General features: G+C 70.6%; 14 protein-coding genes. 4 read left to right on the top strand and 10 right to left on the bottom strand.

Annotation, left to right across the window (positions count from 1 at the left end; genetic code table 11):
* Position 1: 1 nt before the first annotated feature.
* The 9 genes from cysD to QFZ67_RS08355 form a co-directional block, all read right to left on the bottom strand.
* Positions 2 to 937 carry a sulfate adenylyltransferase subunit CysD gene (gene cysD, locus QFZ67_RS08390; RefSeq protein WP_307660471.1) on the bottom strand — a complete coding sequence of 312 codons (936 nt, stop codon included), beginning with the start codon at positions 935 to 937 and terminating at the stop codon, positions 2 to 4.
* Between the two features lie 91 nt (positions 938 to 1,028).
* On the bottom strand, positions 1,029 to 1,613 hold the full coding sequence (gene cysC / locus QFZ67_RS08385) for an adenylyl-sulfate kinase (RefSeq protein ID WP_307660470.1): 585 nt from the start codon (positions 1,611 to 1,613) through the stop codon (positions 1,029 to 1,031).
* Positions 1,595 to 2,299, bottom strand: a complete 705-nt coding sequence (locus QFZ67_RS08380) for a phosphoadenylyl-sulfate reductase (protein WP_307660469.1) — start codon at positions 2,297 to 2,299, stop codon at positions 1,595 to 1,597. The genes cysC and QFZ67_RS08380 overlap by 19 nt, the downstream gene beginning before the upstream one ends.
* The gene (locus QFZ67_RS08375) at positions 2,296 to 2,475 is read right to left on the bottom strand and encodes a hypothetical protein (protein ID WP_307660468.1); all 180 of its coding nucleotides are present in this window, start codon (positions 2,473 to 2,475) and stop codon (positions 2,296 to 2,298) included. The genes QFZ67_RS08380 and QFZ67_RS08375 overlap by 4 nt, the downstream gene beginning before the upstream one ends.
* Positions 2,472 to 4,169, bottom strand: a complete 1,698-nt coding sequence (locus QFZ67_RS08370; RefSeq protein ID WP_307660467.1) for a nitrite/sulfite reductase — start codon at positions 4,167 to 4,169, stop codon at positions 2,472 to 2,474. The genes QFZ67_RS08375 and QFZ67_RS08370 overlap by 4 nt, the downstream gene beginning before the upstream one ends.
* A gap of 115 nt (positions 4,170 to 4,284) precedes the next feature.
* Entirely contained in the window at positions 4,285 to 4,368 is an 84-nt protein-coding gene (locus QFZ67_RS39070) for a putative leader peptide (RefSeq protein WP_351448512.1), read from the bottom strand.
* A gap of 96 nt (positions 4,369 to 4,464) precedes the next feature.
* Entirely contained in the window at positions 4,465 to 5,031 is a 567-nt protein-coding gene (locus QFZ67_RS08365; RefSeq protein ID WP_307660466.1) for a GNAT family N-acetyltransferase, read from the bottom strand.
* 66 nt (positions 5,032 to 5,097) lie between these two features.
* On the bottom strand, positions 5,098 to 6,396 hold the full coding sequence (locus QFZ67_RS08360; protein WP_373429968.1) for a GAF domain-containing protein: 1,299 nt from the start codon (positions 6,394 to 6,396) through the stop codon (positions 5,098 to 5,100).
* Positions 6,397 to 6,757: 361 nt separating this feature from the next.
* On the bottom strand, positions 6,758 to 8,422 hold the full coding sequence (locus QFZ67_RS08355) for an acyl-CoA dehydrogenase family protein (protein ID WP_307660465.1): 1,665 nt from the start codon (positions 8,420 to 8,422) through the stop codon (positions 6,758 to 6,760).
* A gap of 17 nt (positions 8,423 to 8,439) precedes the next feature.
* Here QFZ67_RS08355 and QFZ67_RS08350 point away from each other — a divergent pair, with 17 nt between their 5' ends.
* Positions 8,440 to 9,624: a YihY/virulence factor BrkB family protein gene (locus QFZ67_RS08350; RefSeq protein WP_307660464.1), complete on the top strand. Its 1,185-nt coding sequence runs from the start codon at positions 8,440 to 8,442 to the stop codon at positions 9,622 to 9,624.
* Between the two features lie 58 nt (positions 9,625 to 9,682).
* Positions 9,683 to 10,420 (top strand): DUF6597 domain-containing transcriptional factor, encoded by a 738-nt coding sequence (locus QFZ67_RS08345; protein WP_307660463.1) that lies wholly within the window; start codon positions 9,683 to 9,685, stop codon positions 10,418 to 10,420.
* On the opposite strand, the gene QFZ67_RS08340 is transcribed toward QFZ67_RS08345, so the two are convergent.
* Positions 10,360 to 10,755, bottom strand: a complete 396-nt coding sequence (locus tag QFZ67_RS08340) for a VOC family protein (RefSeq protein WP_307660462.1) — start codon at positions 10,753 to 10,755, stop codon at positions 10,360 to 10,362. The genes QFZ67_RS08345 and QFZ67_RS08340 overlap by 61 nt on opposite strands.
* Positions 10,756 to 10,910: 155 nt before the next feature.
* Between QFZ67_RS08340 and QFZ67_RS08335 the strand changes: the two genes are divergently transcribed.
* On the top strand, positions 10,911 to 11,702 hold the full coding sequence (locus tag QFZ67_RS08335; protein ID WP_307660461.1) for a response regulator transcription factor: 792 nt from the start codon (positions 10,911 to 10,913) through the stop codon (positions 11,700 to 11,702).
* Positions 11,703 to 11,707: 5 nt separating this feature from the next.
* Positions 11,708 to 12,829, top strand: a complete 1,122-nt coding sequence (locus QFZ67_RS08330; protein ID WP_307660460.1) for a sensor histidine kinase KdpD — start codon at positions 11,708 to 11,710, stop codon at positions 12,827 to 12,829.
* Positions 12,830 to 12,887 lie beyond the last annotated feature (58 nt).

Raw genomic sequence — 12,887 nt, 5'->3', positions numbered from 1 at the left:
GCTAGAAGTACCCTTCGCGCTTGCGGTCTTCCATCGCGGCCTCGGACATCTTGTCGTCGGCGCGGGTCGCGCCCCGCTCGGTGAGCCGGGATGCGGCGATCTCGGTGATCACGGCGTCCAGCGTGGTGGCGTCGGAGTCGACGGCGCCGGTGCAGGACATGTCGCCGACGGTGCGGTAGCGCACCAGCCGCGTCTCGACGCTCTCGGACTCCTTCGGGCCGCCCCACGCACCGGCGGTCAGCCACATGCCGGAGCGCTGGAAGACCTCGCGCTCGTGCGCGAAGTAGATCTCGGGCAGCTCGATCTTCTCGCGTTCGATGTACTGCCAGACGTCCAGCTCGGTCCAGTTGGACAGCGGGAAGACTCGCACATGCTCGCCGGGCGCGTGGCGGCCGTTGTAGAGCTGCCACAGCTCGGGCCGCTGCCGGCGCGGGTCCCACTGCGAGAACTCGTCCCGCAGCGAGAACACCCGCTCCTTGGCGCGCGCCTTCTCCTCGTCCCGGCGGCCACCGCCGAACACCGCGTCGAAGCGGTGCTCCTGGATGGCCTCGGTCAGCGGCACGGTCTGCAGCGGGTTACGCGTCCCGTCGGGGCGTTCGCGGAGCACACCACGGTCGATGTAGTCCTGTACGGAGGCCACATGGAGCCGCAGCCCATGTGCGGCCACCACGCGGTCGCGGTACTCCAGCACCTCGGTAAAGTTGTGCCCGGTGTCCACATGCAGCAGCGTGAAGGGGATCGCGGCCGGCGCGAACGCCTTCAGCGCCAGATGCAGCATGACGATCGAGTCCTTGCCGCCTGAGAAGAGGATCACCGGCCGCTCGAACTCGCCCGCCACCTCGCGGAAGATGTGCACCGCCTCGGACTCCAGAGCGTCCAGGTGCGACAGGGCGTAGGGGCTGTCAGTGCCCTCGTGAACAGTGGCGGCGGTCGTCATGCTGCACCCCTTTCGTTTGCTTCTCCGCCCGAGCGGCGCAGAGGCGCGGCATTCGTATTCGTCTGCGGCCCGGCGGCCGCACGTGCGTCGCTCACAGGAGGCCCCTCTCGGTGAGCAGCGCGTGAAGTGCCGCCGCGGACTCCTGCACGGTCTGGGTGTGCGACTCGATCCGCAGATCCGGGTTCTGCGGCTCCTCATACGGGTCGTCGACGCCGGTAAGACCACTGATCTCGCCGGCCGCCTGCTTGGCGTACAGACCCTTCACATCGCGTACGGAGCACACCTCCACCGGAGTGGCGACATGCACCTCCAGATACGCGGTGCCCTCGGTCTGGTGGCGCTTGCGCACGGACTCGCGGCTGTCCTCGTACGGGGCGATCACCGGCACCAGCGCCTTGATGCCGTTGGACGCGAGGAGTTCGGCGACGAAGCCGATCCGCTGGACGTTGGTGTGGCGGTCCTCGCGGCTGAAGCCGAGGCCCGCGGAGAGGAATTCGCGGATCTCGTCGCCGTCGAGCACCTCGGTCCGGTGGCCGTCGGCGCGCAGCCGGTCCGCCAGCTCGTAGGCGATGGTGGTCTTGCCCGCGCTCGGCAGACCGGTGAGCCAGATGGTGGCCCCAGTCACGTGCTTCTCCCGCTGCTTCTCGTCGTCGTTCATCAGCCGTGCAGCCCGCATTCGGTCTTTCCCCGGCCGGCCCAGCGGCCGGCGCGTGCGTCCTCGCCCTCCAGCACCCGGCGGGTGCAGGGCGCGCAGCCCACGGAGGCGTAACCGTCCATCAGCAGCGGGTTGGTGAGGACGCCGTGTTCGGCGACGTACGCGTCCACGTCGTCCTGCGTCCAGCGGGCGATCGGCGAGATCTTGACCTTCTGCCGCTTCTCGTCCCAGCCGACGACCGGGGTGTTCGCCCGGGTCGGGGACTCGTCGCGGCGCAGGCCCGTCGCCCACGCGTCGTACCCGGTCAGGCCCTCTTCGAGCGGCTTGACCTTGCGCAGCGCGCAGCACAGGTCGGGGTCGCGGTCGTGCAGCCTGGGGCCGTACTCGGCGTCCTGCTCGGCCACGGTCTGCCGCGGGGTGAGCGTGATGACGTTGACGTCCATCACCGCATCCACGGCGTCCCGCGTCCCGATCGTCTCCGGGAAGTGGTAGCCGGTGTCGAGGAAGACTACGTCGACCGGGCTGCCGCCGGGGAAGACACGGGAGGCGAGATGGGCGACCACCGCGTCCTCCATCGAGGACGTGACGCAGAAGCGCGGCCCGAAGGTGTCGGCCGCCCACTTCAGAATGTCCAGGGCGGAGGCCTCTTCGAGGTCCCGCCCGGCCTGCTCCGCGAGCTCTTTGAGATTGGTCTGAACCGCCGTCATATCTCGTCCCCTCCACCGTCATTGCGCTGAAGTCCCCGGGTCAGCAGACCGAGGAACTTCAACTGGAAGGCTCGATTGCACGCCCCGCATTCCCATGCGCCGTGGCCCTGCTCGTTCGGACGCAGGTCCTCGTCGCCGCAGTACGGGCAGTAGAAGGGGGCAGCCCTCTCACTCATGACAGAGCCTCCTCGGACGCACGCGCCGCCCAGGTCGCGAAGCGCTCGCCGTCCTCGCGCTCCGCCTGGAAGCGCTTGAGGACGCGCTCGACATAGTCCGGCAGCTCGGCCGAAGTGACCTTCAGACCGCGGACCTTGCGGCCGAAGCCGGGCTCCAGGCCCAGCGCGCCGCCCAGGTGCACCTGGAAGCCCTCGACCTGGTTGCCTTCGTCGTCCAGCATCAGCTGGCCCTTGAGACCGATGTCCGCGACCTGGATACGGGCGCAGGCGTTGGGGCAGCCGTTGATGTTGATGGTGATCGGCTGGTCGAACTCGGGGATGCGGCGCTCGAGTTCGTCGATCAGCGAGGCGCCACGGGCCTTGGTCTCGACAATGGCCAGCTTGCAGAACTCGATGCCGGTGCAGGCCATCGTGCCACGCCGGAACGGCGACGGGTTGACCCGCAGGTCCAGTGCCTCAAGACCGGCCACAAGCGACTCGACCTGCGACTCCTCGACATCGAGCACGATCATCTTCTGCTCGACGGTGGTACGCAGCCGGCCCGAGCCGTGCGCGTCCGCCACCTCGGCGATCTTGGTGAGCGTGGCGCCGTCGACCCGGCCGACGCGCGGTGCGAACCCGACGTAGAAACGTCCGTCCTGCTGCCGGTGCACACCGACGTGGTCGCGCCACTGCTGTACGGGCTGCGCCGGGGCGGGGCCGTCGATCAGCTTGCGCTTCAGGTACTCGTCCTCGAGAACCTGGCGGAACTTCTCGGCGCCCCAGTCGGCGACCAGGAACTTCAGGCGGGCGCGGGTGCGCAGCCGCCGGTAGCCGTAGTCGCGGAAGATCGAGATGACGCCTTCCCAGACGTCCGGGACCTCGTCCAGCGGCACCCAGGCACCGAGGCGCACCCCGAGCTTGGGATTGGTGGACAGTCCGCCGCCGACCCAGAGGTCGAAGCCGGGGCCGTGCTCCGGGTGTTCGACACCGACGAAGGCGATGTCGTTGATCTCGTGGGCCACATCCAGCAGCGGGGAGCCGGAGATCGCTGTCTTGAACTTGCGGGGCAGGTTGGAGAACGCCTTGTTGCCGATGAACCGGCGGTGGATCTCCTCGATCGCCGGAGTGCCGTTGACGATCTCGTCCGCGGCGATACCGGCGACCGGCGAGCCGAGGATGGTGCGTGGGGTGTCGCCGCAGGCCTCGGTCGTCGACAGGCCCACGGCCTCGAGACGGTTCCAGATCTCCGGGACGTCCTCGATGCGGATCCAGTGGTACTGGACGTTCTGCCGGTCCGTGAGGTCGGCGGTGCCGCGCGCGAACTCCTGCGAGATCTCACCGATGACGCGCAGCTGCTCGGTGGTCAGCCGGCCGCCGTCGATGCGGACGCGCATCATGAAGTACTTGTCGTCCAGCTCCTCCGGCTCCAGGATCGCGGTCTTGCCGCCGTCGATCCCGGGCTTGCGCTGGGTGTAGAGCCCCCACCAGCGCATCCGGCCGCGCAGGTCGGCGCCGTCGATCGAGTCGAAGCCTCGGTGGGCGTAGATCGTCTCAATGCGTGTCCGCACATTGAGACCGTCGTCGTCCTTCTTGGTCTGCTCGTTGGCGTTCAGCGGCGTCATATGGCCAACGGCCCACTGGCCCTCGCCGCGGTGGCGTCCGGCCTTGCGGCGGGGCGTGGCGGAGGCGGGCTTTTCGGAGGTGGCGGCCATGGCGGTATGTCCTTCGAGACTGCAGGAGGGCGGCTCTCAGCTGCACACTCGCGCGGGGGCGCGGCGGTGCGCAGGAGGTTCAACGGGGTACGGAATGCTCGGCTGTGCTGGTCTTTCAGCAGACCGGACAGATGGCGCTGGACATGCGGCCGAGGTCGACGTGCCGCCGACTCACCAAGGCAATTCCAGCTCGAGACATGACGGAAGCGTGTCACGGCGATCCGACGGCAGTCCACCGTTATCCAGAATGTGGACAACACCGTCCTGCATCGTGAGACGATGTGTTGCCCGTCACTCAGCGGTGAGCGCCGGGCCAGGGACCGGGAGCGACCGATTCGGACTCCTCGTCGACCACTGTGTCGAAGAGAGTGAAGCCGCGCCGCAGATAGTTGTCCATGGCGTGCGGGCCGTCCTTGGAGCAGGTGTGCAGCCAGACCCGCTTCGCCGGCGTCAGCCCCGGCCATCGCTCCGCCAGGTCCCAGGCCCTGGCGACCGCGTACGACAGGAGATGGCCGCCGATCCGGCGGCCCCGGAACGGCAGGATCAGCCCGAAGTAGACGATCTCGACCGAGCCGCCCTCCTGCGCCTGAAGCTCCGCATAGCCGGCCGGGGTGCCCTTGTCGTACGCCACCCAGGTCTCGGTGCCCGGCCTGGCGAGCAGCTCCTCCCACTGTGCGTACGTCATGCCGAGCCGGTCGTTCCATTGGATGTCACCGCCGACGGCCGTATACAGAAAGCGGCTGAACTCCGGGGACGGCACCTCGGCGCGGACGATGCGCACATCCCCTTCGGGCGCGGCGGCCGGCCGCAGATCCGCGGGCGAGGTCTGTTCCAGGGACCAGGTGGTCACGGTGATGCTCATGCCCGCCAGGGAATCACGACGTGCTGATCAGGCCAAAGCCGCGTCCGCGGATCATTGAGGACCGGATCATTGAGAATCGGACCATTGAGGACCGAGGTGGGCGCGGCGCACAGCCGGGGCCGTGGAGTGCGGCAGCAGCTCGGCCGGCTGCTCCGGCCGCACCAGCTCCACCTCGACGTCCTCGACGAAGCGGTACGGGCGGTGGGCGAGGACCGGCGCCAGATGCCGCCGCAGCCGCGACATCTCGGCCCGTACCGTCCCCGTCCGCGTCCCGTCCCCGAAGATGTCCTGCGCCAGCTGCACGGCGCTGCGCCCGTCCCGGTGCAGGGCCAGCACATACAGCAGCTCGGCATGGCGCGGGCTGAGCTCCTGCGCCCAGCTGCCCGCGTCGCCCGAGACGGTGACCAAGGGCCGCCGTGATCTGCTCAGATCCAGCACCACCCGGGCCGGTGCCGCCGGGGAACGCTCCTCGTCCACCCGCACCAGCCAGCCGCCGGGCAGCGGCTCGACCGTGCACATGCCGAGTGAGGGCAGCCAGAGCCGGCCGCCGCCGATGGACTTCGGCAGCGGCAGCCGCCCGGTCGGCGGCATGCCGGTGACCGCGGCGGGCCAGCCGTTCACATCCACGGCCAGTGCCCGGCCGGCCAGCCTCGCGAGCAGCGGGGCCGCCACACCGCGCAGCCGGTCCAGCACCGCGAAATGCCGGTTGCGCAGCTCGGCCTCGGCGAGCCGGGTGACCGAGGTGACCAGCGAGAGGGTCGCCGGATGCATGGTGGACACCGGTCCGCTGATGTCGACGACACCGATCAGCCTGCCGTCGCGCGGATCGGTGACTGGTGCTCCCGCACAGGTCCACATGTGGTTGGCGGAGACGAAGTGCTCGGCGGAGTGCACCTGGACCGGCCGCCGGGAGACGAGGGGGGTGCCGATGCCGTTGGTGCCGACGAGATCCTCGTTCCAGTCGGCCCCCAGCACGAAGCCGTGCGAGTCGCCCTTGCGCAGCACGGTCGCCTTGCCCTCGCGCCAGAGCAGCTTTCCCTCGGTGTCCGCGACGACCATGATGTGCTGCGCCGCGTCGGCGATCGACACCAGACCGTCCCGCAGGACGGGCAGCACCTCCCGCAGTGGCGAGGCGTGCCGACGGCGTTCCAACTCCTCCAGCGGCAGCAGCCCGGCCCTTCGGCCCCGGTCGGGATCCACGCCCCCGCGCAGCATCCGCTGCCAGGACTCCTCGATGTCCGCCCGCGGGCCGACACGCGACGGGCGGCCGTTGAGAGTGGCGTCCCGCACTCCCTTCAGCAGTCGGGCAGCCTCCGCGCTGTCCATGGCGGCGAGTCTGGCCATGTCGAGTGATGTCGTTTGCACTGGGGTCCTCCTGGGCGAGGCCAGCGTCCGAGTGCGGGGGGCTGGCACAATCGTGCCCCTCCTGGGCGAGAGCCGTGGCGATACGGCGCACAAAGCTGCAACCTTTTGCAACCCTCGCGAACGGGGGTGCGTGTGTACGAGGCTGACGGAGCACCGGTTCGTTCCGGTGGTTCGTCATGCACCGCACCGCTTTGCTGTGGGCGCATGACGGAGCGCGGGGTGGTGCCGTGTCGGCGCAGCACCACCCCGACAAACTTCCCGACGCGGCGAACTGCGGCTCGCGCCGCTCGACGATCGCGCCCCCCGAGCCGGCGCGGCCCGCGACCGTCGGCCACGGCTCGCGCCGCTCCACGACCGGCTGTCAGACCACCGCTCGTGCCCGGTCCACGACCGACGCCAGATCCAGCGTGTGCGGCAGCGTGCCGAACGCCGCGCCCCAGTCCCCGCCGAGCCGCGACGCGCAGAACGCATCCGCGACCTCCGGCGGCGCCCAGCGCACCAGTAGCGACCCCTGAAGCACCAGGGCCATCCGCTCGACCAGCCGGCGCGCCCGCGCCTCGATGCCGTTCAGATCGGCCAGCTCGGTCAGCAGGTCCTTGATCGCCCCGTCCAGCCGGTGGTCCGCGCCCCGCGCCGTGCCGACCTCCTGCAGGAACGCGTTCAGCGCCTGCGGCTCTCTCCCCCTACGCCCTGCGGCGTGGGGGGACCCCCAGAGCGCCCGCAGGACGTCCAGTGCCTGTACGTTGCCCGAGCCCTCCCAGATCGAGTTGAGCGGCGACTCGCGCAGCAGCCGCGGCAGCCCCGACTCCTCGACGTAGCCATTGCCGCCCAGACACTCCAGCGCCTCGGCCACCGTCGGCGTACACCGCTTGGTCACCCAGTACTTGGCCGCCGGCACTGCCAGGCGCAAGAACGCCCGCTCCTCCTCCGTATCGGCGTCGTACGCCGCGGCGAGCCGCAGCGCCAGTGTCGTGGCCGCCTCCGACTCCAGTGCCAGATCGGCCAGTACGTTGCGCATCAGCGGCTTGTCGATCAACAGCCCGCCGAACGCGCTGCGGTACGCGCTGTGGTGGATCGCCTGCGCCACCGACTGCCGCATCAGCGCGGCCGATCCGACGACGCAGTCCAGCCGGGTCGCCGCCACCATCTCGATGATCGTGCGAACCCCGCGCCCTTCGTCGCCGACCCGGCGAGCCCACGTCCCGTCGAACTCGACCTCGCTCGACGCGTTGGACTTGTTGCCCAGCTTGTCCTTGAGCCGCTGGATCCGGAACACGTTCCTCGTCCCGTCCTCCAGCACCCGAGGCACCAGGAAACAGGTCAAGCCCCCGGCCGCCTGCGCGAGTACCAGAAAACCGTCACTCATCGGAGCCGAGCAGAACCACTTGTGACCGGTGAGCACATACTCCCCGTCACCGGCGACGGGCTCGGCACGCGTCGTATTGGCCCTGACGTCGCTGCCGCCCTGCTTCTCCGTCATCCCCATCCCGAACAGCGACCCCGCCTTCAGCGAGGCAGGCCGCAGCCCCTCCTCGTACACCTGCGAGGTCAGCCGCGGCTCCCACTCGGCCGCCAGCGCCGGGTCCGTACGCAGCGCGGGGACGGAGGCGTGCGTCATCGACAGCGGACAGCCGTTCCCGGCCTCGGCCTGCGTCCACACCAGGAACCCGGCCGCGCGCCGCACATGCCCGGCCGGCCTGCCCCAGGCGTTCGTCAGACCCGCGGAGACGCCGTGGCCCAGCAGCCGGTGCCAGGCCGGGTGGAACTCGACCTCGTCGATCCGGTTCCCGTACCGGTCGTGCGTCCGCAGTTTCGGCGGATTCTCGTTGGCCTGCACCCCCCACTCCTGGGCCTGCGCGGAGCCCGCGGTGGTGCCGAGCTCCGTGAGCTCTGCCCGCGCCTCGTCGAGGAGTTCCGGCGCGACATGCCGCTCCACGCCCTCGGTGAGCGCCTGGTCGGATGTGTAGACGTCGTACCCCACCAGGGGCGGAGCCTGGTTGGTCACTGTGTGGGTGGTAGCTGCCATGCCGATACGGTAAGGAGGTGCAGGCAGCAAATGAAACACCCGAGCGGCCATCGGGCCGACTCCACCGGGCCCGAGTCCTCTATCGCAACGTCTCCAAGCGGAAGATGGCATGGCTGCTGCTGAAAGACACGGTCAATTCGTGCATCGAGTACCGCATCCTGGGCCTCGCCGCCGAGGCGGCGTTCTTCACGCTGCTGTCCCTGCCGCCGCTGATGCTCGGCATGATCGGTCTCCTCGGCTATATCGACAACTGGACCAACACCACCACCGTCGCCTCGATCGAGGAGAACATCCTGGGCGCGGTCGGCACGGTGCTGTCCGACCGGGGTGTCAACGAGATCGCCAAGCCCCTGCTGGAGGACGTCACCCACGGCGGCCGTCCCGACATCATCTCGATCGGCTTCGCGATCGCCCTCTGGTCGGGATCGCGGGCGGTGAACGTCTTCATCGACACCATCACCGTGATGTACGGCCTCGACGGCCAGCGCGGCATCGTCGCCACCCGGCTGCTCGCCTTCCTGCTCTACATCGTGGCCCTGCTGATCGGCGCGGTGGTGCTGCCGCTGGCGGTCGTCGGCCCGGACCGGGTGGTGGAGTTCATCCCGTGGGGCACGGAAGTCGTCAGCGTCCTGTACTGGCCGGTGGTCAGCCTGCTCTCGATCGCGTTCCTGACCACGCTCTACCACGTGTCCGTCCCCGTCCGGTCCCCGTGGATCGAGGACGTCCCCGGAGCGCTGGTGGCGCTCGGAATGGGAGTGTTCGGCAGCTTCCTGCTCCGCATCTACCTCACCAGCACGGTCGAGGGCCCCACGATCTACGGCTCGCTCGCCGCCCCGATCGCCGTCCTGCTGTGGATCGGCCTCACAGCCTTCGCGGTCCTGGTGGGGGCGGCGGTCAATGCCGCGATCGACCGTGTCTGGCCGTCGGTGGCCACGGCCGCGGCCCGTGCGGCCAACGAACGCGTCCGCGCTGCCCACGCGGCGGAGGTCCTGGCCCGGGCGAAGGCGCATCACGTCTTCGCGGAAGAGGACGACGACGAGGACGAGGACGACGCGGACAACGGGGACATGCCCTCGGAGTTCCCGGAGCGGTGGTCGCGGTTCCTGCCGCCGGACGATGTGAAGTCCCGGCTGCACTCGACCCGGGAGCACCGTGAGAAGGAGCACCGCGACAACGGCCGTGACAAGGAGTCCAAGGAGTAGCGGCGGTCGGCATTCTTGATCAATTCCGCGCCGTTCGGGAGGGATTAGCCTCGGTGTCATGTACGAGGAACGGCGGTCGCGGCTCGACGGCGCCGTCGTCTGGACGCGGACGATCGACACCCGCGCCGACGCCGCCCACCCCGTGCTGTCCGACGGCTGCATGGACCTGCTGTGGACCGACGGCCGCCTCCTCGTGGCGGGACCCGACACCCACGCCCACATCCCCGAGGGCGCGCCCGTCCTGCGGTACGCGGGCGTCCGCTTCGCGCCCGGGACCGCGCCCGCGTTCCTCGGCGTACCGGCCCACGAGCTGCGCGACCGCCGGGTCGAGCTCGCCGACCTGTGGGGCGGCGCCGAGGCCCGGCGCCTCGCCGAGCGGATCGACGAGGCCGCGGACCCGGTGGCGGAGCTGGAGGACGTGGCGCTGCGCCGTGCGGCCGCGGCCGGCCCGCCCGATCCGCTGCTGGGCGAGGTGGTGCGCCGCCTGATGGCGGGCGGCACGGTCGCGGGCGCGGCGGACGCCATCGGCCTCGGCGCGCGCCAGCTGCACCGCCGCTCCCTGGACGCCTTTGGCTACGGGGCCAAAACGCTGGCCCGGGTGCTGCGGTTGCAGCGTGCACTGACGCTCGTACGGGAAGGTGTGCCGTACGCCGAAGCGGCACTCGCCGCGGGCTGCGCCGACCAGGCGCACCTCGCCCGCGAGATGCGCGATCTGGCCGGAATCACCCTGGGGGCTTATTCCGCGCTGGCGAACAGCGAGACGGCACAGCCGTCGGGGTCCAGGACGAGCGCGTAACGCTGTCCCCAGAAGGCGTCCCAGGGCCTCCGGTGCCCGTGGTAGCCGGCCTCGATCAGCTCGGCGTACACCGAGTCCACCTCGGCGGGGCTGCCACAGAGAAAGGCGAGACCGAGACGCTCGCCGCCGGCGGTGGGCCGGGTCCACCCGGGGTCGAAGGAGCGGACGGTCTCCTCGGTGTCCCACAGCACGCGCAGCCCGCTCGGCAGCGTCGCCTCGGCGTGGGGCGCGGAGTCGGCTTCGGCGGGGATGTCCAGGCCGAGCCGGCGGTAGAAGGCGAGCGAGGCGGCCATGTCGGCGACGACGAGGCCGATCGCATCGAGTCGTGGAGTCATGACCTCACCGTAGGCAGGGCCCGGACCTGCGGTCTTGAACGAATCGGACGTCTGCGGTTTCGCAGGACCCAGTTCTTCGGGCGACTCTTCGGGCGTCATGGTTTCGTAAGGCGACGCGTGCCGTGGACCGTGCTCCGTACGAGGACACTGGCGGTATGCACAACATTCTGGTCGTCGACGACGATCCGACCGTCGCCGAGGTCGTCACCGGCTATCTGGAGCGCGCGGGCTTCACCGTGGACCGGGCCGCCGACGGGCCCCAGGCGCTCCGGCTCGCCGCCGCCCGGCTGCCCGATCTGGTCGTCCTCGATCTGATGCTGCCGGGCATGGACGGCCTGGAGGTGTGCCGCAGGCTCCGGGCCGGCGCGCCCGCCGCCGTGCCGGTGATCATGCTGACCGCGCGCGGCGACGAGGACGACCGGATCCTGGGGCTCGAAGTAGGCGCGGACGACTATGTCACCAAGCCGTTCAGCCCGCGCGAGCTGGTGCTCCGGGTCGAGTCCGTACTGCGCCGGGGCGGAGCGGCGGGGGAGCGGCGGGCGGGGCCCGAACTGGCGGCCGCGGGCATCGTGCTGGACCCGGCGGCGCGGCGGGCCACCAAGGACGGGCGTGAACTGGGCCTGACCCTGCGGGAGTTCGACCTGCTCGCGCATCTGATGCGGCACCCGGGGGAGGCGATCGGGCGGGAGCGGCTGATGCAGGACGTGTGGGGCTGGGAGTTCGGCGATCTGTCCACCGTCACGGTTCATGTGCGGCGGCTGCGCGGCAAGATCGAGGACGATCCGGCCAGGCCGCGGCTGATCCAGACGGTGTGGGGCGTGGGCTACCGCTTCGACGTGCCGGAGGACGCCTCCCCGGGCGACGGCACATCGCACGGCCACGCACCGCACGGCCACGCACCGCACGGCCACGTTCCAAACGGCCACGCACCACGAGAAGAGGCCTGATCACCGTGCGGGACATGCTCCTCATCGCGCTCTTCGCCTTCCTCGGGGCCGCGGCCGTCGGCCTCCTCGGCGCGCTGACCCTGCGTCTGCTGCGCCACCGGTCCGTCGCCGTCTCCCTCACCGTCGTCGCCGCCGTCGCGGTCACCGCCATGCTCGCCGGTACGCTCGCGGTCGCCCAGGCCATGTTCCTGTCCGCGCACGACCTCACCGTCGTCACCACGGTCGTCGCGATGGCGGCGGTCGTCTCGCTCGCCACCGCGCTGCTGCTCGGCCGCTGGGTCGTCGCCCGCAGCCGTGAACTCACCCTGGCAGCACGCTCGTTCGGCGACGGCGGCTCCTTCGCCGCCCCCGACGGGGCGTCCACCGCCGAACTGGCCGCACTCAGCCGCGAACTCGCCGCCACCAGCGACCGGCTCGCCGCCTCCCGCGAGCGCGAACGCGCCCTGGAGACCTCCCGCCGCGAGCTCGTCGCCTGGATCTCGCACGATCTGCGCACTCCACTGGCCGGGCTGCGCGCGATGTCCGAGGCCCTGGAGGACGGCGTCGTCCAGGATCCAGAGCGCTACTTCCGCCAGATCCGCACCGAGGTCGACCGCCTCAACTCCATGGTCGGCGACCTCTTCGAGCTCTCCCGCATCCACGCGGGCACGCTGGCCCTCACACCCACCCCGATGTCGGTGTACGACCTGGTCGGCGAGGCGCTCGCCGGGGCGGACCCGCTCGCCCGCGAGTACGGCGTACGCCTCGTCGGGGACCGTGTCGAGCCGTTCCCGGTCGAGGTGGACGGCAAGGAGATGACCCGCGTCCTGGCGAACCTCCTGGTCAACGCGATTCGCCGGACCCCGGCCGACGGCACGGTCGCCGTCGCCGCCGAGCGCCGCGAGGAGTGGGTGGTGCTGTCCGTCACCGACGGCTGCGGCGGCATCCCGGAGGAGGACCTGCCCCGCGTCTTCGACACGGGCTGGCGCGGCACGCAGGCCCGTACGCCCCCGGCCGGCGCGGGTCTCGGCCTCGCCATCGTCCGCGGCATCGTCGAGGCGCACGCGGGCCACGCCGACGTACGCAATGTGACGGGCGGCTGCCGCTTCGAGGTGTCGCTGCCCGCGGCTGCGGCCCAAGGCCGTTGAGCCACAGGGTCGTTGAGCCACAGGGTCGTTGAAGCAAGAGGCGGTTGAAACGGCGACG

This window comes from Streptomyces sp. V1I1, assembly GCF_030817355.1.
Taxonomy (GTDB): Bacteria; Actinomycetota; Actinomycetes; order Streptomycetales; family Streptomycetaceae; genus Streptomyces.
Note: the sequence above shows the minus strand (reverse complement) of the source record. Positions and strands in the feature narration are given on the sequence as shown.

What these genes read in the sequence shown, in the direction of transcription:
- cysD (WP_307660471.1), bottom strand. Translation starts at nt 937, where the DNA reads ATGACGACCGCCGCCACTGTTCACGAGGGCACTGACAGCCCCTACGCC.
- cysC (WP_307660470.1), bottom strand. Translation starts at nt 1,613, where the DNA reads ATGCGGGCTGCACGGCTGATGAACGACGACGAGAAGCAGCGGGAGAAG.
- QFZ67_RS08380 (WP_307660469.1), bottom strand. Translation starts at nt 2,299, where the DNA reads ATGACGGCGGTTCAGACCAATCTCAAAGAGCTCGCGGAGCAGGCCGGG.
- QFZ67_RS08375 (WP_307660468.1), bottom strand. Translation starts at nt 2,475, where the DNA reads ATGAGTGAGAGGGCTGCCCCCTTCTACTGCCCGTACTGCGGCGACGAG.
- QFZ67_RS08370 (WP_307660467.1), bottom strand. Translation starts at nt 4,169, where the DNA reads ATGGCCGCCACCTCCGAAAAGCCCGCCTCCGCCACGCCCCGCCGCAAG.
- QFZ67_RS39070 (WP_351448512.1), bottom strand. Translation starts at nt 4,368, where the DNA reads ATGTCTCGAGCTGGAATTGCCTTGGTGAGTCGGCGGCACGTCGACCTC.
- QFZ67_RS08365 (WP_307660466.1), bottom strand. Translation starts at nt 5,031, where the DNA reads ATGAGCATCACCGTGACCACCTGGTCCCTGGAACAGACCTCGCCCGCG.
- QFZ67_RS08355 (WP_307660465.1), bottom strand. Translation starts at nt 8,422, where the DNA reads ATGGCAGCTACCACCCACACAGTGACCAACCAGGCTCCGCCCCTGGTG.
- QFZ67_RS08345 (WP_307660463.1), top strand. Translation starts at nt 9,683, where the DNA reads ATGTACGAGGAACGGCGGTCGCGGCTCGACGGCGCCGTCGTCTGGACG.
- QFZ67_RS08340 (WP_307660462.1), bottom strand. Translation starts at nt 10,755, where the DNA reads ATGACTCCACGACTCGATGCGATCGGCCTCGTCGTCGCCGACATGGCC.
- QFZ67_RS08335 (WP_307660461.1), top strand. Translation starts at nt 10,911, where the DNA reads ATGCACAACATTCTGGTCGTCGACGACGATCCGACCGTCGCCGAGGTC.